The sequence below is a fragment of the Pseudoalteromonas sp. MMG010 genome (assembly GCF_018100905.1).
Classification (GTDB): domain Bacteria; phylum Pseudomonadota; class Gammaproteobacteria; order Enterobacterales; family Alteromonadaceae; genus Pseudoalteromonas.
In genome coordinates this window covers 43,392-61,570 of sequence record NZ_JAGJEG010000013.1, presented here as the reverse complement: position 1 = coordinate 61,570, position 18,179 = coordinate 43,392, and the positions used below count along the sequence as shown (strand labels likewise).

The 18,179-nt window shown below is 40.3% G+C and carries 13 protein-coding genes; 4 read left to right on the top strand and 9 right to left on the bottom strand.

What is annotated here, in order from left to right; genetic code table 11:
- Positions 1–131: 131 nt before the first annotated feature.
- A complete protein-coding gene (locus tag J8L70_RS13085) occupies positions 132–2,204 on the top strand; it encodes a M13-type metalloendopeptidase (RefSeq protein WP_211056042.1) in 2,073 nt (690 codons plus the stop codon).
- Positions 2,205–2,267: 63 nt separating this feature from the next.
- Here J8L70_RS13085 and glpD read toward each other — a convergent pair whose 3' ends face one another.
- The 9 genes from glpD to hslR form a co-directional block, all read right to left on the bottom strand.
- A complete protein-coding gene (glpD, locus tag J8L70_RS13080) occupies positions 2,268–3,764 on the bottom strand; it encodes a glycerol-3-phosphate dehydrogenase (RefSeq protein ID WP_211056041.1) in 1,497 nt (498 codons plus the stop codon).
- 108 nt (positions 3,765–3,872) lie between these two features.
- A complete protein-coding gene (gene glpK / locus J8L70_RS13075; protein WP_211056040.1) occupies positions 3,873–5,390 on the bottom strand; it encodes a glycerol kinase GlpK in 1,518 nt (505 codons plus the stop codon).
- A 15-nt stretch (positions 5,391–5,405) separates the two neighbouring features.
- Positions 5,406–6,737, bottom strand: coding sequence for an alpha/beta hydrolase-fold protein (locus J8L70_RS13070; RefSeq protein ID WP_211056039.1), 1,332 nt, complete (start codon positions 6,735–6,737; stop codon positions 5,406–5,408).
- A gap of 144 nt (positions 6,738–6,881) precedes the next feature.
- Positions 6,882–8,036 carry a galactokinase gene (galK, locus tag J8L70_RS13065; protein WP_211056038.1) on the bottom strand — a complete coding sequence of 385 codons (1,155 nt, stop codon included), beginning with the start codon at positions 8,034–8,036 and terminating at the stop codon, positions 6,882–6,884.
- Positions 8,026–9,087, bottom strand: coding sequence for a UDP-glucose--hexose-1-phosphate uridylyltransferase (locus tag J8L70_RS13060; protein WP_211056037.1), 1,062 nt, complete (start codon positions 9,085–9,087; stop codon positions 8,026–8,028). Before J8L70_RS13060 ends, galK begins: the two co-directional genes overlap by 11 nt.
- 1 nt (position 9,088) lies before the next feature.
- Positions 9,089–10,102, bottom strand: a complete 1,014-nt coding sequence (gene galE / locus J8L70_RS13055; protein WP_211056036.1) for a UDP-glucose 4-epimerase GalE — start codon at positions 10,100–10,102, stop codon at positions 9,089–9,091.
- A gap of 231 nt (positions 10,103–10,333) precedes the next feature.
- Positions 10,334–11,872 (bottom strand): phosphoenolpyruvate carboxykinase, encoded by a 1,539-nt coding sequence (locus tag J8L70_RS13050; protein ID WP_211056035.1) that lies wholly within the window; start codon positions 11,870–11,872, stop codon positions 10,334–10,336.
- 262 nt (positions 11,873–12,134) lie between these two features.
- Positions 12,135–12,980, bottom strand: a complete 846-nt coding sequence (gene hslO / locus J8L70_RS13045) for an Hsp33 family molecular chaperone HslO (protein WP_211056034.1) — start codon at positions 12,978–12,980, stop codon at positions 12,135–12,137.
- A 13-nt stretch (positions 12,981–12,993) separates the two neighbouring features.
- A complete protein-coding gene (gene hslR / locus J8L70_RS13040) occupies positions 12,994–13,416 on the bottom strand; it encodes a ribosome-associated heat shock protein Hsp15 (protein WP_211056033.1) in 423 nt (140 codons plus the stop codon).
- Between the two features lie 215 nt (positions 13,417–13,631).
- On the opposite strand from hslR, the gene gspC reads away from it, so the two are divergent.
- Genes gspC through gspE form a run of 3 tightly spaced genes read left to right on the top strand, consistent with a single transcriptional unit; the run spans position 13,632 to position 18,179 of the window.
- On the top strand, positions 13,632–14,546 hold the full coding sequence (gene gspC, locus J8L70_RS13035) for a type II secretion system protein GspC (RefSeq protein WP_211056032.1): 915 nt from the start codon (positions 13,632–13,634) through the stop codon (positions 14,544–14,546).
- A 23-nt stretch (positions 14,547–14,569) separates the two neighbouring features.
- Entirely contained in the window at positions 14,570–16,627 is a 2,058-nt protein-coding gene (gene gspD / locus J8L70_RS13030) for a type II secretion system secretin GspD (protein WP_211056031.1), read from the top strand.
- On the top strand, positions 16,620–18,179 hold the full coding sequence (gspE, locus tag J8L70_RS13025) for a type II secretion system ATPase GspE (RefSeq protein WP_247664820.1): 1,560 nt from the start codon (positions 16,620–16,622) through the stop codon (positions 18,177–18,179). Before gspD ends, gspE begins: the two co-directional genes overlap by 8 nt.

Below are 18,179 nucleotides of genomic sequence, written 5' to 3'. Positions count from 1 at the left end.
GTCATATTACTTTGTACAATATTAACGATGGTACTTTTCCCAATACATTGTTTTAAATAAAATTAATTTTATTTGCCTTATTGAGCATGTACTGGGGTTGGTATTAATTCTAACTAACAAACGAGATGTTTATGAAAAACGTAACAATTACCGCAGCAAGTATTGCACTTGCTTTGGGTTTGGTCGGTTGTGGCGAAAAACAACAAGAAACTAATCCAACGGAGCAAGTTGTCACCAGTGCCGCTGAAGTTAAGCCAATGGCGTTGGGTATTGAACTTGAAAATATGGATAAGTCTGTGCGCGCACAAGATGACTTTTATTACCATGTTAATGGTCAGTGGCTGGCAAGCACTGAAATCCCAGGTGATAAGTCTAACTATGGCTCTTTTTCTCAACTGTACGATGACTCACAAGCAGCCATGAAAACCGTACTTGAAAGAGCGGCTAAAAGTGATGCAAAAGCCGGCTCTGATGAATATAAGCTAGGTGCATTCTTTAAAAGCTACATGGACTTAACAACGCGAGAAACATTAGGCGTTAAACCACTTGAGCCCGTTTTAAACTCAATTGATATGCTTAAATCAAAAGCTGATTTAGTTTCACTTATGGGTGAAATTCAAGTTCAAGGCGGCGATTTACCATTTGGTTGGTATGTTAATAATGATGCAAAAAACTCAAGCGAAAATGCGCTTTATGCTTACCAAGCGGGCTTAGGTTTACCTGATCGTGATTACTATTTAAAAGAAGATGCTAAATTTAGCAAAATCCGTGATGCCTATCAGCAATATGTCGCTAATGTTTTAGAAAGCGCAGGCATTGAAAATTCAGCACAAGCGGCAAAAGATATCTTAGCGCTCGAAAATAGCATTGCTCAAGCGCAGTGGAGCCGAGTTGAAAGTCGTGATGCGACTAAATCATATAATAAAATGAGCTTAAGCGAAGCAAATGAACTAATGGGTGATTTTGATCTTGCTGCATTTTTTACTGCTATTGGTGTTGATGTAAACGATATTATTGTGCGCCAACCTAGCTACTTTGAAAAATTTGCTGCAATTTATAAAGCGACCGATTTAACTACGTGGAAAAATTACTTAAGTTTTCACTTTGTCAGTAATTACGCACAGTTACTTAATAAAGATCTTGTTGACCTTAAATTTGATTTTTACAGTACAACATTACGGGGTGTAGAAGAGCAGGCACCGCTTTGGAAAAAAGCCGTTGATGCATCAAACAGTGTCTTGGGTGAAATTCTTGGTAAAGTATACGTAAAAGAAAACTTCCCGCCAGAAGCAAAAGCACGTATGGAAGAGCTTGTTGACAATGTTATTAAAGGTTATGGCGTAGCGATTGAAGGACTGGAGTGGATGAGTCCAGCAACCAAAGTGGCGGCTCAAGAAAAACTAGATAAATTTACACCAAAAATTGGTTACCCAGATAAATGGAAAGATTATTCAGAGCTTGCCATCAATTCTAGTGAATTAGTCGGTAACTATATCCGCCATAGCGAGTGGGCTTATGCTGACATGATTGCTAAGTTAGGTAAGCCAGTTGATCGTTCTGAATGGCATATGACACCGCAAACTGTGAATGCGTACTACAATCCGGTTAATAACGAGATTGTATTCCCAGCAGCTATTTTACAGCCACCATTTTTTAATCTTGAAGCCGATGATGCCGTAAACTATGGTGCTATTGGTGCTGTGATCGGCCATGAGCTAGGTCATGGGTTTGATGATCAAGGTGCTAAATACGATGGCGACGGTAATCTACGTAACTGGTGGAGCGAATCAGATTTAAAACAATTTGAAGAACGCACAGCCGCATTAGTAGCACAATATAGTGCGTATAAGCCATTTGAAGATGCGAGCGTAAATGGTGAGCTAACACTGGGTGAAAATATTGGTGATTTAGGCGGGTTAACGGTTGCTTATAAAGCGTATCAATTATCTTTAGGTGAAGGTAAAGCGCCGGTAATTGAAGGTTATACTGGTGATCAGCGTTTCTTTATGGGCTGGTCTCAAATTTGGCGTCGTAAATACCGTGATGAAGCACTGCGTAACCGCTTATTGACAGACCCTCATTCGCCAAGTCATTACCGTGTAATTGGTATATTGTCGAATATGCCTGAGTTTTATCAAGCGTTTGATGTTAAAGAAGGCGATAAAATGTATATCAAGCCAGAAAATCGCGTTAAAATTTGGTAATGCGCTTTATCTAAAAAAAATACCCAAGCAGTGCTTGGGTATTTTTTTGTTCAAATGTTGTGTTTAGGCGTGCGTTAGTTGTTCAATATAACGGTTCAGTGCAGAGGTCTGTGTTTCATCTAAACGTAGGCCTAGTTTAGTGCGACGCCATAAAATATTATATGCAGTGTGTGCCCATTCATTAGCCAATAAGTAATCGACTTCAGCTGCAAATAGGCCATGGCCAAAGTGCTGGCCTAAATCATCAAGTTGGGTTTTATCTATTAATATGGCATAAGCACGAGTGCCATAAGTACGTGCGTAGCGATTAAGTGTTACTTCATCTAACCAGTTATAGCGTGCTTTTAGATCCGATTTTAATGTATCTATAGAGCTAAAATCGCCACCTGGAAGTGCACTGTGCTTCGTCCAAGCGTTACCCATTTGTGGGTAAAATGCTGCTAACTTATTAACGGCTGCTTCGGCTAGTTTTCGATAAGTGGTAATTTTACCGCCAAATACACTTAATAATGGTGTGTGACTGCCTTCACTTGAAAGCTCTAATTTATAGTCGCGGGTGACTGCTTGTGCATTAACCGATTCATCATCAAGTAGTGGGCGTACACCAGAAAAGGTATGTACGATGTCTTCACGCTTAATATGATTTTTAAAGTAACTATTTGTAATTTCAATGAGGTAGTCTATTTCCACATTGCTAATTTTAGCATCTTGTGCAGCCCCATTATGCTCAACGTCAGTGGTGCCAATAAGGGAATAGTCATCTTCAAATGGAATAACAAACACAATACGCTGATCTTTATTTTGTAATATATATGCTTGAGTGTCTGTATGAATACGGGGTACTACAATATGGCTACCTTTAACTAAGCGAATATTTTGGGGGGATTTCTCTGTCAATGCTTCATCAAATAATTTAGCAACCCAAGGACCCGCTGCATTTACAATACCTTTAGCAGACACTGTATAGTGGTTTTTATTACTTTGTTGTTCAAGGGTTACTTGCCACTTATCTTGCTTTCGTATTGCTTTCACACATTTTGTTTGGGTTGCAACGGTTGCGCCTTTTTCTTGCGCAGCAAGCGCATTTAAAATAACTAAACGAGAATCATCAACCCAGCCATCGGCATATTCAAATCCTTTTGTAATTGATGCATCTAATACACTCTGATCTGAAAATTTAATCCCTTTAGAGGCGGGGAGTGTTTCTCGTTTTGCCAAATTATCATACATAAATAAGCCAATGCGGATCATCCACGCTGGGCGCAAATGTGGTTGGTGCGGTAAACGAAATATTAAAGGCTTCATAATATGTGGCGCGTTTTTTAATAATACTTCACGCTCCGCGAGAGCCTCTTTTACTAATCTAAATTCGTAATGTTCAAGATAACGCAAGCCACCATGAATTAATTTAGAGCTATTTGATGACGTTGCAGATGCCAAATCTGATTGTTCACAAAGCAGGACTTTTAAACCTCTACCCGCGGCATCGGCCGCAATACCAGTGCCATTAACACCGCCACCGATCACCAGTAAATCATATTCGTTATTAACTAATTCCACAGCACTACCTTATTTATATTATTAAATATTACATACCGCATTTAAAGATAAAGCATTGCGCTGGGCGCGATTTAGCCATGCTATAAATGTGGTTAGTAAAGTTAGTATTTAATGATCAGCATTATGTGTTTTCTTACAGTTTTCATTAGTTAAACGTACCTGTGCTACACAATGTTGCCATTGGTCGTATAAGCTGTTTCGCTGTTGAACACTCATATCTGGTTCGAAGCGGCGATCACAGCGCCACATTTCGGCTAATTGCTCCGTAGATTTATAAATACCGGTTTGTAAACCGGCTAAGTAGGCAACGCCAACAGAGGTTGTTTCACTTAGCATGGGGCGTTCGACAACAGCACCTAAAATGTTTGAGAGAAATGTAAGTACCCAATTATTTTTTACCATCCCGCCATCAACTCTAAGTACACTTGGGCGTAAGCCATCACGCTCCATTGCTTTTTGTAAATCTTTAGTTTGATAACCTACAGACTGCAAAGCTGCGGCAACGATGGTACTGATCCCTGAATCACGGGTGAGCCCTAAAATAGCCCCGCGCGCATTAGGATCCCAATACGGGGCACCTAGGCCGGTAAATGAAGGGACTAAAAAAACCCCATGATCTAATGGCACATCTTTTACGAGCGATTCACTTTCTCCAGCATGGCTAAGTAATTTAAGCCCTTCGACAATCCATTGCATCGTTGCTCCGGCCATAAAGATACTGCCTTCTATTGCATAAGTTGGTTTACCATTTAAACGATAGGCAACCGTCGTTAAAAGACGATTTTTTGAAGTAAGGGCTTTGTCGCCAGTGTTAAGCATTAAAAAGCAACCGGTACCATAAGTGCTTTTAGCCATGCCTTGCTCAAAACACGCGTGCCCGACTAAGGCTGCTTGTTGATCGCCTGCAATAGCACAAATACGAACAGGGCTGCCAAATATATCCGAGTGAGTGGTGCCAAACTCGTCTGCCGAATCCATAACTTGTGGCAGCATAGATAGCGGAATATCAAATAGCTCGAGTAGCGCTTTGTCCCACTGTTGTGTGTGAATATTAAATAACATAGTACGCGATGCATTGGTGGCATCGGTTCGGTGTACTTGGCCTTTGGTTAAGTGCCATAGTAAGTAACTGTCTACAGTGCCAAACGCCAACTCGCCATTACGTGCTTGTTGTTGTGCATTTTCTACATTATCTAAAATCCAACGGATTTTTGTCGCTGAAAAGTAAGGATCGAGTAATAATCCGGTTTTTTCGTTAATGCTCTGGCTAAGCTCTTCGCTCGCCAGCTGTTCACAATAATCACTGGTTCTGCGATCTTGCCATACAATTGCATTGTAAATAGGTTTACCGGTTTTTTTATTCCAAACAATGGTTGTTTCACGTTGATTAGTGATGCCAATAGCAAGAATGTCATCTGCAGAGATTTGGTTATTCGAGAGTACATTACGACTGGTTGTTAAAACACTGTGCCAAATATCATCAGGGTTGTGTTCAACCCATCCATTATTTGGAAAATGCTGAGTAAATTCTTGTTGTTCAGCGCCTTGTATCTGTGCTTCTTTATTAAATAAGATAGCACGAGAGCTGGTGGTACCTTGATCAATTGAAAGTATATATTTAGACATGATATTTATCTTTTTTTAGTGACTTATCGCGGGATTGTTTGTGCTACTTGTTTGCCAAGTCATCCCGGTGGAAAAGCGATTATCAAAACCTGTCCAAGCAGGCGTTGGCATACCATTATGATCAAGTTGATCGCCTGAAAACGGTAAATTTAAATAACGACATTGAGTGCTTATTTTTTTTACATGGCAATCCATCATGGCGAGTATAAAGTGCTTGTTCGTTTCGTTTAGTGTTCGTGTAGACCAAGATGGTTCGTAATAATGACCTAGGTCTAATTCACCCGTACGCATAGCGATAGCAGTAGCGGGGTGCACGGCAATATTATGTCGTGCGTTTTTATATGTAAGCAGGTACTTACTTTTGCTTCCTGTATTGTTATAAATACCTTTAATGCCTTTATAGCCAGAAATATCATCTAGATCGCCAGCGATATATAATGAGGGTACGCTGATATTTTTTAAGGCTGTTTTTGCAAACACCTCGTATTGTCCACCCCATGGGGCTAACGCCACCATCGCTTTTATACTCTTATCGACAGTCGCTTCGCTGTATTGCCCACCTGCACAGCTATTAAGTAATTGCTGTATTTGTTTAATTTTTTTTGACTCAGTTAAGCCTGTAAACTGTGTCACTGTTTTGCTATTAAAATCATAACAGCCTCCCACCGTATTGATGGCGCCATAGCCTCCCATAGAATAGCCAATAATAGCGGAGTTGTTCGAATCGACTTGCTCGCTAAGAAAACCTGCTTGTTTATTAAAGTAGTTTAAAACAAATTGCTGATCTTTAGAGCGGTTTAATAACGTGCTAAAAAAACCGGCAAAGGGGGCATGTTTAAAATCAATTTCAGCATTTGTAGAGTCAGTGTGATCAATCGCCGCAACAATATACCCATGAGAAGCTAAATGTTCGCCAAGGTAATACATAATAGTACGATAGCCTGTATAGCCGTGTGATAAGACTATAACGGGGTATTTCTTAGCTGTATCGGCTGGTGCATCACGCATGGCAGCAGCCTGCAAATTAAATGCCTTTCCGCTGCGGGTCACATTATGATAATGGGTCAATGTTGTATGACTGCTGATATTTGCTGGGTACCATACTTCAAGTGTTAATGGACGGTCTTTGTGGGTTTGACTTTGTGGGTCAAACTGCTGAGGGTTAATCACTTGCAGTGTTTTAACGCCAATAGCATGCGTGCCACTAGCGGCTAATTCAGGTAATACTTCGCTGGTAAGAGGGGGATACAATTGCTCGATCTCTACAGCCTGTGTGGTATTGCCATAAAATGCAATAGCGCTGAACAGCACCGCTTTTTTTATTCTCTTTAGTGTGTATGTTGTCATTGTTTACCTTGTGTTTTTATTTGTGTGATTGTTAACCCAAGTTAAGCCTTGTGATGCAATTTTGATTAAACGTTGCCATCGTTATTCTATGTCGTTAAATGCGGCATATTGTGTATTAAGCCTGCACTGTGTGATGTCACTACGTTAATCTGTCAACGTAGTGATTGTTAGCCCAGAGCCGGCTGTACATACATAAATATCGCCATGAAGATTAAAGCGGGCGTGATAATGTGTATTAACAGCTTCTTGCACGAGTGCTACATCTTGGGCGCGACATAGACACACAATAGCACCGCCGAAACCGCCTCCGGTCATACGTACGGCTCCACGATCGGCTAAGGCTTCTTGACATATTTCGACTAATCCATCGGTTGCAGGAACCGTTACTTCAAAGTTGTGTTTAAGTGATTGATGAGAAGCGCTCATGAGTTCACGCAGTGCATCCATATCATTATTTTTTAAAGCGTTTGTTGCTGCAATAACGCGTTCGTTTTCACTGATCACATGATGCGCACGCTTATATTCGTTTACCGTTAGTGTGTCTTTTGCGTTAATTAACTTCGTCATTGTTGCATCACGTAACGTCGCTATATTCATTTTTTTAGCGGCTTGCTCACAATCGATACGGCGTTGGTTATATTCACTATCGACTAATTTACGGGGGTAGTTAGAGTTAACGATAACAATATTTAAATCATCTGGGATTTTTACAGCCGAGGTCGCTAAGTTTTGGCAATCAATGAGTAAGGCATGGCCGCTTTCGCCTTTGGCTGAAATTAATTGATCCATAATCCCACACTGACAATGCATAAAGTCGTTTTCTGCTTGCTGACCAAATAATGCAATTTGTTCGTTATTTAGCGCTAATCCAGCAATATGATTAAACATACCTGCAATGGCAACTTCAAGTGCTGCTGATGAAGATAAACCACTACCTTGTGGTACATCACTGCTTATGAGTAGATCAGCGCCTTTAAGTGTATGACCTGCGCGTTGGAGTACAAAAGCAACGCTACGAATATAATTTCCCCATTGTGATGGCCCAGCAACAATTTCATCATGAACTGTAAAGCTATCGTGTTCTGATGGGTAATTTAGTGAATGAACCGTAATGACATTATCATCACGTTGTTTAAACATCACCTGAGTGCGAAAACCTAGTGAGCAGGGTAATACAAAGCCGTTGTTGTAATCGGTAAATTCGCCGATTAAATTAACACGCCCAGGCGCATCAGCAATACCTTGTGCATGAGTGCCAAACAGTGACAAAAAGTGTGTTTGTAGTTGATTAAGTGTCATGATTTTTTCCTGCTGTCGCTTTGTAATGAGTGGTACTGGCTGCTTGTAAAATTGAAGCGGCGGTTTCGGCGCTTAGATCACGCTGACTTTCGCCGAGCATTTCATAGCCAACCATATGCTTTTTTATACTTGCTGAGCGCAATAATGGAGGGTAAAAATGAGCATGCAAGCGCCAATGTTGCTCATCTTGTCCGCGGTTTGCAGGGGCGTTATGCCAGCCCATTGAGTAAGCAAAGCTACAATTGAAAATATTATCGTATTTTGTTGTCAGTACTTTTAGCGCTTCAGCCAGTGTGTCTATTTGTGTGCTATTTAATTGACCAAAATGTTGCACATTATCTTTACTCAGTAAGAGTGTTTCAAATGGCCATGCGGCCCAAAAAGGAACCACCACTAGCCAGTGGGTATTTTCAAACACGGTGCGAGTGCCATCGGCTTGTTCTTTTTTTACATAGTCGGCTAATAGCGCAGTGCCCCGTTTATTAAAGTAATCAAGTTGCTGAGTATCTTCAATGTCTACTTCTGTAGAGAGATGCTGGTGGGCCCATATTTGTCCATGCGGATGAGGTTGTGAACACCCCATTATTTCCCCTTTATTTTCAAATACTTGCACACATTGATAACGCTGACTTAACTCATTATATTGCGCTTGCCATGTGGCGACTACGGCGCATAAAGCATCGTGCTCTAGCTCGGGTAACGTTTTATTATGTTCAGGCGAAAAACACATAACACGGCACTCGCCACTGGTGTGATCGGCGCTAAATAAATCATCATTTAAATTATCAGCGGGTAAATCGTTGCACGACGGTGTGAGTGCACCAAAGTCATTATTAAATACATGGGTGTATTTATAATCTGGGTTACTTTCACCATTTGCACGAGTATTTGTAGGGCAGAGCGGGCAGGCTTCATCATAGTTGACTAATGTTGTGTTATTTGGCGCTTCAGTTGCACCTAACCAGGGGCGGTTGTTTCTGTGTGGAGACACTAAAATCCAACGTCCAGTGAGTGGGTTTTTCCGTCTATGTGTAGACGCTAATAACGACATATTAACTCTCCAAGCCATTAGGGTAATTTGTTTGCCAGCGCCATGTATCGTTTGTCATATCGCTAAGGGTTTTTACGGCGTACCAGCCTAATTTTTGTTGTGCTTTAGTTGCATCAGCATAGTTACAAGCAATATCACCTGTGCGTCGAGGTGCTATTTTATAAGGGATCGTTATATTCGCAGAAGCGCTAAATGCATTAATCATTTCAAGGACTGAATAACCCCGACCCGTGCCTAAGTTATACCTATGGTATCCGGTATCGTGTTTATGGTGCATAAATGCAGCAACATGGCCTTTTGCTAAGTCTTGCACATGTATGTAGTCGCGTACTCCCGTACCATCTTTAGTTGCATAGTCATCACCATATATACTGACTACGTTACGCTTTCCAACCGCGGTTTGGGCAATAAAGGGCATGAGATTATTAGGTATACCATTTGGACTTTCTCCAAGCCAACCACTTTCATGAGCGCCGACAGGGTTGAAATAACGTAACGCAATTGCCATAAATTGGGGGTTAGCAATGCATAAGTCGTGAAGCACCTGCTCAAGCATGACTTTACTCCAACCATAAGGGTTGTTAGCACGAATTGGGTGTGCTTCATCGATAGGTAAATATTCAGGCTCGCCATATACCGTAGCAGATGAGCTAAAAACAATGTGATTAATATTGCACTGTTGCATGCTTTGCAGCATAGCAATCGTTGCAGATACATTATTTTGATAGTAATAAAGAGGTTGCTGCGTTGACTCTCCAACGGCTTTCAAAGCTGCAAAATGAAATACAGCGCTAACCTTACTTTGCATTAATGCTAATTTAAATTGCTGTTGATCTTGGATATCACCTAAAATAAATTCAAAACGGCTACCCGTCACTTTTTCTAATTGATCGAGCACACGAATGCTGGCATTTGATAAGTTATCGTAAATAATAGGAGTTATACCTGCGTTATACAGGGCAATACAGGTGTGACTGCCGATATAACCCATTCCTCCGGTAACTAACACTCTCATAATTAACCTTTAAATTTATTTGTATGATAAATAATACTATTTGGGTGTTTAAAGAACAATAGTTTTAATTTGGGTTAATGGCAAGCATTTTAAAAATTAATTTTTATATCGCGTTTCAGTCGGGGGCGGTATAGCAAGTAAGTAACTCGATTGGCGCAATGAAAAAGAGAGGGGGTAAATACGAAAAAGGCGCTAAATAGCGCCATTGTTATGGTGTTGTCTAAAGTTCAATTAGGCGTTGGGGCCGGCATGTTTAATATCATCAGAAACGTCATATTTGGCAAAGTTTTCGTTAAAGTCTTTTGCTAAACTTTGTGCAAATTGCGCATATTTTGCTTTGTCTTGCCAAGTATTAATTGGGTTTAATAGCTGTGTATCAACACCCGGGACTGATACTGGCACATCGAGATTAAGTACATCTATATGCTGTGTAGCCACATCAACTAATTTTCCAGACACAATAGCGTCTATAACAGCGCGGGTTGTTGGAATATCAAAACGTTGTCCTGTGCCGTAAGGACCGCCGGTCCAGCCGGTATTCACTAAATATACTTTAGCCCCAAATTCACGTACGCGTTTCATTAGTAACTCAGCGTAAACACCAGCAGGACGAGGGAAGAATGGTGCACCAAAACAAGTTGAAAATGTAGATTCTATATCGCTAGTGGAGCCTATTTCAGTAGAACCTACTTTTGCTGTATAACCACTTAAAAAGTGATATGCCGCAGCTTCTTCGCTTAAAATAGAGACGGGTGGTAAAACCCCGCTTACATCACAGGTTAAAAATACCACCGCTTTTGGTTCACCAGCACGGTTTTCTAGTTTACGCTTTTGTACATGCTCCAGTGGGTAAGCTGCACGAGAATTTTGCGTGAGGCTGGTGTCGTTGAAATCAGGTACGCGATTTTCATCTAATACGACATTTTCTAAAATAGTACCAAAACGAATCGCGTCCCATATTACCGGTTCATTTTTTTGTGAGAGGTCGATACATTTAGCATAACAGCCGCCTTCAATGTTAAATACGCTACCTGGCGCCCAGCCGTGCTCATCATCACCAATTAAAAACCGAGTAGGATCTGCTGATAGGGTTGTTTTACCGGTGCCCGATAAACCAAAAAATAATGCCGTGTCACCAGGCTCGCCCACATTTGCAGAGCAGTGCATTGGCAGCACGCCTTTTGCGGGTAGTAAAAAGTTTTGCACTGAGAACATTGATTTTTTCATTTCTCCGGCATAACGCATACCTGCTAATAGTACTTTTCGTTGAGCAAAGTTGATTATAACGGTGCCATCGCTGTTTGTGCCATCGCGTTGAGGATCGCAAACAAACGAAGGGACATTCATCACCTGCCATTGTGGCTGGTTTGATACGTTATAGTTTTGTGGCTCAATAAACATATTTTTAGCAAAAATATGATGCCATGCAGTTTCTGTCGTAACGACAACGGGTAGGTAATGCTCTGGATCTGCGCCAACTTCTAAGTGAGAGGTGAAGTGGTCATTCTCATGAACATATTTTTCTACGCGCGCCCAAAGAGCATCAAATTTATCGCTATCAAACGGGCGATTTACATTGCCCCATTGAATGTCCTTTTCAGTTGTTGCCTCTTGCACGATAAAACGATCTTTTGGTGAACGACCAGTACGGTTACCAGTAATTGCAACAAAAGCCCCATTGGCAGCTAAAGTACCCTCGCCGCGATTAATTGCGTGTTCGACGAGTTCGGCTGCTGTTAAATCGACAAAACGTGTAGCGCTTGAAGTCATGTGTGTGTACCTAAACGTTAGTAAAAAATTGAACGGGATAGCTCTGGAGTGTGTGGCTCTAAGCTAAAAAGATAGTAACAGAAGGTTTTGTGATATTCGATAGCGCAAGGGAGATAAAACGACGGTTTTTGATAAAAAACTTCAATAATTTCAATGACACCGGTATCAATGTTACGTGGCTTTTTATGACACCGGTATCATCTTTTTATAATATAAAACCGCATTTTTTGCGGCTTTATACTTAAACTAAAACAGCGATATTTTAATTAAAGATACTTTTAATTTCTTGTTCATTAAAAGAGAATTCTTCTAGACAATAATGGCAGCTAATATTTACACTGCCATTTTTAGCAACATCGTCAAGTAGAGTTTGTTGCCCTACATTAACCAATGCCGTAATGGTTTTATCGCGGCTACATCCACACTTAAATGCGATCGGTTGTGGGTCAAATACACGTGGATTATCTTCGTGATATAAACGCGTTAGTACGGTGTTTGCATCAAGGTTTAATAATTCATCATTTTTAATAGTGCTACTTAATGCTTCAAGGTGGGCAAAATCGTCAATTGACTTTTGTTTATCTACAGGCAGTACTTGTAAAAATAAACCACACGCTTTTTCTTCTCCAGATACCGTATTAGTGGCAAACCATAAACGGGTTTTTAATTGTTCAGATTGTTCAAAGTAGCTTTCTAAGCATTCGCTTAATGTATCGTGTTCAAGTGGCACAATACCTTGGTAACGCTCTCCTTTGGTGGGGGTGATCGTTATCACCATATAGCCATTACCAATAAGCTGCTTTACCGTCGAGCCGTTCACATCACTTTGCATACGAGCAATGCCACGCATGTTTTGTTTATCATCACCGTTTATAACCGCATACTTAACAGGACCATCACCTTGTAGTTGTACCGCTATTTCGCCTTCAAATTTTAATGTTGCTGTTAATAAACAGGTAGCGACTAATAACTCACCTAATAAAGCTTTAACGGGTTCTGGGTAATTATGTTTAGCGACCATTTCGCTATAAGTACTTTGAATTTGTACGAGCTCACCACGCACATCTAATTGGTCGAATAAATAACGGTGAAGTAAATCTTGTTGCATGAGTGGCTATTACCTAACTTGATTTCATTTTTAAAAGTTCGCGTCTTTGCTTCTTATCGGGCTTACGCTTTGGATGTGGGGCAAAGAAGCTGTTATTTTTGCGCGCAATTGAATTTTCTTCGCGCTTTGCAATACTTGCATCTGATTCTTGATACAAGGTTTGAGCAATGGGGGCGCTTTGACGTTTTTCAAGCACTTTTAATACGGTGACTATTTTTTCGTCAACACCCTGAGCGAGTTTTATAACGGCATTTGGTTCCACTATTTTACTCGCTTTTGCACGCTGACCATTATAATGTACTTTGCCTCCTTGTACCATTTCGCGTGCAATCGCACGGGTTTTATAAAAGCGTGCAGCCCATAACCATTTATCTAAGCGAACTTTTAGCTCTTGAGTAGGGTCAGAGCTTGCATTATTGGAATTTTTTTTGCTCATTTAGAGAACCTGTTCTACATAAGTTTTCAATAATGTAAAACTTACCACGAAATGAGATATTGCAGAAGTAGAGCGAATGCCTGTTTGTTTTTTATACAAGCTATAAAATATTAAAGTTCTTTACAAACTTTAATATTTCATAGCTTGTTGAATGAAAACTGAAAAGGTACTATGGGATGTGATTAAGCATGTAATTAAAATAAGAAACCCTATTTATGGAACCGCAAATTCAACAGCTAAAACAATTTTTAACGCGTTTACCTCACGCCAAATTAAGTGCGCTGGTAATGATGTTAGTTGTTGTTTACATTGCATTTTTATTGTCTAAGTTAGTTTGGTTAACTTGGCCTATGCCTTCGTTTACTCCCTTAAAACCACTGCATGCTAATAAAAATAACACGGTATCTGAGAACCGTATGGCACAAAATATTGTGGATCAATACTTATTTGGTAAAGCTCAAACTGTTAAAGGTGCTAAGGCGGTCCAGACTAAAGTAATAAATGACGCCCCTGAAACCCGCTTACGTATTAACTTAACTGGTATTGTTGCGGTTAGTGATGATGATAAGGCGGGAGTCGCCATTATTGAGTCTCAAGGAAAGCAAGTTACTTATTTAATCGACGAAGTCGTAAAAGGGACTCGCGCTAAATTAGTTCAAATACTTCCAGATAGAGTGATATTAAGCACTAGCGGGCGCTTCGAAACGCTCATGCTAGATGGTATTGATTTTACTAAAACGGTATCAATGCCGGTATTGGCAAAAAATAATAATACTGAAAAAGATATGCAAATTAACGCTACCGCCGATGCGAGTGTAAAAAAAGAGCTAATGCAAACACGCGAAGAATTACTAAAAGAACCCGGTAAGCTGTTTGATTACATTCGTGTATCACAACAAATGGATAATGGTGAGCTGGTTGGTTATCGTTTAAGTCCAGGCAAAGAGCCTGCTTTATTTAAAAAAATGGGATTAAAAAATAACGATCTAGCTGTTTCTATCAACGGCTATCAATTAAATGATTTAAAACAGGCTATGCAAGCTTTTAATGAGTTGCGTAATAGTTCAGATGCAATCATCACTATTGAGCGCGATGGTGCGCCCATTGATGTGCAATTTAGCCTGCAATAACTTAGCTTTGGAGTTTTAACATAATGGTTCAGGTGCTACACCTCAAAAAGATTAAAAAAGGGTTAGCTAAGTATGCAGCACTTTTTTTAGCAGCAAGTATTTCTTTATCTGTATCAGCTGTCGAATACGCAGCAAATTTTAAAGGTACTGATATCAATGAGTTTATTAACATCGTTGGTAAAAACTTAAATAAAACAGTGATTATTGATCCAAACGTACGCGGTAAGGTAAATGTGCGTAGTTACGAGTTAATGGATGAATCACTTTATTATCAATTCTTTTTAAATGTTTTAGAAGTCTATGGCTATTCAGCAGTTGAAATGGCTAATGGCATTATAAAAATAGAAAAAAGCTCGGATGCTAAAAAATCAAACGTGCCATTAATTACCTCAAACAGTGAGGCTATGGGTGACATGATGATCACCCGCGTAGTGCGTGTTAAAAATGTAAGCGTACAAGAGTTAGGCCCTTTAGTTCGTCAATTTAGTGATCAAAAAGACGGGGGGCATGTCGCTAACTTTAATGCAGCTAACGTCATGATGCTTACTGGTCATGCAGCGTCGGTTAATCGGTTAGTTGAAATCATTCGCTCTGTTGACCAAGCCGGTGATAAACGTGTTGATATTGTGAAGCTAAAATACGCCACCGCAGATGATGTTGTCTCTGTGGTTGATAATATATACAAAGACAGTGGCAAAGGCAGTATTCCAGAGTTTTTAATCCCTAAAGTGGTTGCCGATGGTCGTACAAATAGTGTGATTGTTAGTGGTGAAGGCCAGGCTCGTACGCGTGCTATTGAATTAATAAAACGTTTAGATGGTGAGCTTGAAAGTAACGGTAATACGAAAGTTTTCTACTTAAACTACGCCAATGCTGAAGAGCTAGTTAAGGTTTTACAAGGTGTGAGTAAATCATTAGCTGATGATGGTAAATCAGGAGCATCTAAAACTCGCAGTACTTCTGAGACCAGCATTGAAGCTCATTTAGCGTCAAATTCATTAGTTATAACCGCTCAGCCCGATACAATGCGTTCTTTAGAGACCGTTATCGAGCGCTTAGATATCCGCAGAGCTCAAGTGTTAGTTGAAGCCATTGTTGTAGAAGTAATGGAATCGGATGGTATTAACTTAGGGATGCAGTGGATTTCTGAAAGTGGCGGCATGTTGCAATTTAACAATGGCTCAACGGTCCCCGTTGGTTCATTGGCGGTTGCCGGTGTTGAAGCGCAAGGTACAACGACAACGCAAACTGTAATTGGTTCTGAAACAGGTACTGTCACCAGCTATGATGAAACAACCGAAGGTGACTACACTGGATTGGCGTCGTTATTAAGTGGTATTAATGGCTTAGCTTTAGGTATTGTAAAAAATGACTGGGGCGCCATTATTCAAGCCGTTTCTACGGACACGAATTCAAATATTCTTGCTACACCTTCTATAACCACAATGGATAATGAAGAAGCATCGATGATTGTAGGTCAAGAAGTACCTATTATTACTGGTTCGCAAACAGGTGCTAATAACTCAAACCCATTTCAAACGGTTGAACGTCAAGAGGTCGGGGTTATGCTAAAAGTGACTCCTCAAATTAACGATGGTTCTGCTGTTCAATTAATGATTGAGCAAGAGGTGTCAAGTGTTAGTGGTGCTACATCGGTGGATATATCAGTTAATAAACGTGCAATAAAAACGACCGTTATAGCTGATGATGGTGGCATGGTTGTACTTGGTGGCTTAATTGATGAAGATGTACAAGAAAGTGTTTCTAAAGTCCCATTGTTAGGTGATATTCCGATTATCGGGCATTTATTTAAATCAACAAACACGTCAAAAAGAAAGCGTAACTTAATTGTATTTATTCGCCCTACTATTATTCGTGATGGTATTAGCATGAATAAGTTAAGTTTTAATAAATATAACTTTATTCGTGGTGAGCAATTAAAAGAGCAAGATGATGGTATTGAGTTAATGCCATTAACCGATACGCCACTATTACCAAAGTGGGATGACGAGCTGACTCTTCCTCCTACTTACGAAGAGCATTTAAAAAGCCAAAATGATCAAGAGCGTGAAAATGACTAGCGCAGTGGATCATAATGACGATATTGAACCTGTGTTAATACCCAGCGAGCCAATATTAATCGGTGACGAGTTGGTGGAATTGCCGCCAAAACGTCTCCCGTTTTCATATGCTAGGCGTGCGGGTGTCTTATTGAGTCAAAATAAAGATATACGCATCGTTTATCATCGGGGCGATCTAAACGTTGAAACTCTTTTAGAGGTTCGTCGAATTGCAGGCGCTGACTTTAAGCTTGAGCAATTAGACGATGATAAATTTGAATTACTCCTTGAAGCTTCTTATCAGCGTGATAGTTCTGAAACTCAGCAGATGATGGAAGATATTGGCAATGAAGTTGATTTATTTTCTCTTGCCGATGAGCTACCGCAAACTGAAGATTTATTAGCCGGTGACGATGATGCGCCGATTATAAAATTAATCAATGCGATGTTAAGTGAAGCGATAAAAGAAGGGGCTTCAGATATACATATTGAAACCTTCGAACAAGAGCTTGTAATACGCTTTAGGGTTGATGGTGTACTTAAAGAAGTACTTAAACCTAATCGTAAATTAGCTTCATTACTGGTATCGCGTATTAAAGTAATGGCTAAGTTAGATATTGCTGAGAAGCGGATCCCTCAAGATGGGCGTATTAGTTTACGTATTGCCGGTCGTGCGGTTGATGTTCGTGTATCAACAATGCCTTCAAGTTTTGGTGAACGTGTTGTACTGCGTTTACTTGATAAAAATAACGCACGCTTAAACCTTGAAGACCTAGGTATGACGGTTGAGAATAGAAAACTATTTTCAGAATTAATCGCTAAACCTCATGGTATTATTTTAGTTACCGGGCCAACAGGTTCTGGTAAAAGTACCACGTTATATGCTGGTATGAGCCAAATTAACTCTCGCGATCGTAATATTTTAACGGTTGAAGATCCCATCGAGTATGAGATACCTGGCATTGGCCAAACCCAAGTAAATGCGAAGGTTGATATGACCTTTGCTCGTGGTTTACGTGCTATTTTACGACAGGATCCCGATGTGGTTATGGTCGGTGAAATACGTGACTTAGAAACCGCACAAATTGGTGTGCAAGCATCTTTAACGGGTCACTTAGTGATGTCGACTCTTCATACGAATACGGCCTCAGGTGCGATTACGCGTATGGAAGATATGGGCGTTGAACCATTTCTACTCTCTTCTTCATTACTTGGCGTATTATCTCAACGCTTGGTAAGAACTTTATGTAAAAGTTGTAAAGAAGGGCATGTTGCAGATGAGCGTGAATGCCAATTATTAGGCGTGCCAGTAGAGAATGCCCCTACGATTTATCGTGCGGTGGGTTGTGAAGAATGTAACTTTAATGGTTACCGTGGTCGTACTGGTATTCATGAGCTATTGGTGGTTGATGAAACAATTCGTGAAATGATCCACAACGGTAAGGGTGAGCAAAGTGTTGAAAAATACATCCGTACTAAAAGCCCTAGCATTCGCCAAGATGGTTGCAGTAGAGTGCTCGCAGGTAAAACAACTCTCGAAGAAGTTTTACGTGTAACCCGTGAGGAAGCATAG

What these genes read in the sequence shown, in the direction of transcription:
- J8L70_RS13085 (WP_211056042.1), top strand. Translation starts at nt 132, where the DNA reads ATGAAAAACGTAACAATTACCGCAGCAAGTATTGCACTTGCTTTGGGT.
- glpK (WP_211056040.1), bottom strand. Translation starts at nt 5,390, where the DNA reads ATGTCTAAATATATACTTTCAATTGATCAAGGTACCACCAGCTCTCGT.
- J8L70_RS13070 (WP_211056039.1), bottom strand. Translation starts at nt 6,737, where the DNA reads ATGACAACATACACACTAAAGAGAATAAAAAAAGCGGTGCTGTTCAGC.
- galK (WP_211056038.1), bottom strand. Translation starts at nt 8,036, where the DNA reads ATGACACTTAATCAACTACAAACACACTTTTTGTCACTGTTTGGCACT.
- J8L70_RS13060 (WP_211056037.1), bottom strand. Translation starts at nt 9,087, where the DNA reads ATGTCGTTATTAGCGTCTACACATAGACGGAAAAACCCACTCACTGGA.
- galE (WP_211056036.1), bottom strand. Translation starts at nt 10,102, where the DNA reads ATGAGAGTGTTAGTTACCGGAGGAATGGGTTATATCGGCAGTCACACC.
- J8L70_RS13050 (WP_211056035.1), bottom strand. Translation starts at nt 11,872, where the DNA reads ATGACTTCAAGCGCTACACGTTTTGTCGATTTAACAGCAGCCGAACTC.
- hslO (WP_211056034.1), bottom strand. Translation starts at nt 12,980, where the DNA reads ATGCAACAAGATTTACTTCACCGTTATTTATTCGACCAATTAGATGTG.
- hslR (WP_211056033.1), bottom strand. Translation starts at nt 13,416, where the DNA reads ATGAGCAAAAAAAATTCCAATAATGCAAGCTCTGACCCTACTCAAGAG.
- gspC (WP_211056032.1), top strand. Translation starts at nt 13,632, where the DNA reads ATGGAACCGCAAATTCAACAGCTAAAACAATTTTTAACGCGTTTACCT.
- gspD (WP_211056031.1), top strand. Translation starts at nt 14,570, where the DNA reads ATGGTTCAGGTGCTACACCTCAAAAAGATTAAAAAAGGGTTAGCTAAG.
- gspE (WP_247664820.1), top strand. Translation starts at nt 16,620, where the DNA reads ATGACTAGCGCAGTGGATCATAATGACGATATTGAACCTGTGTTAATA.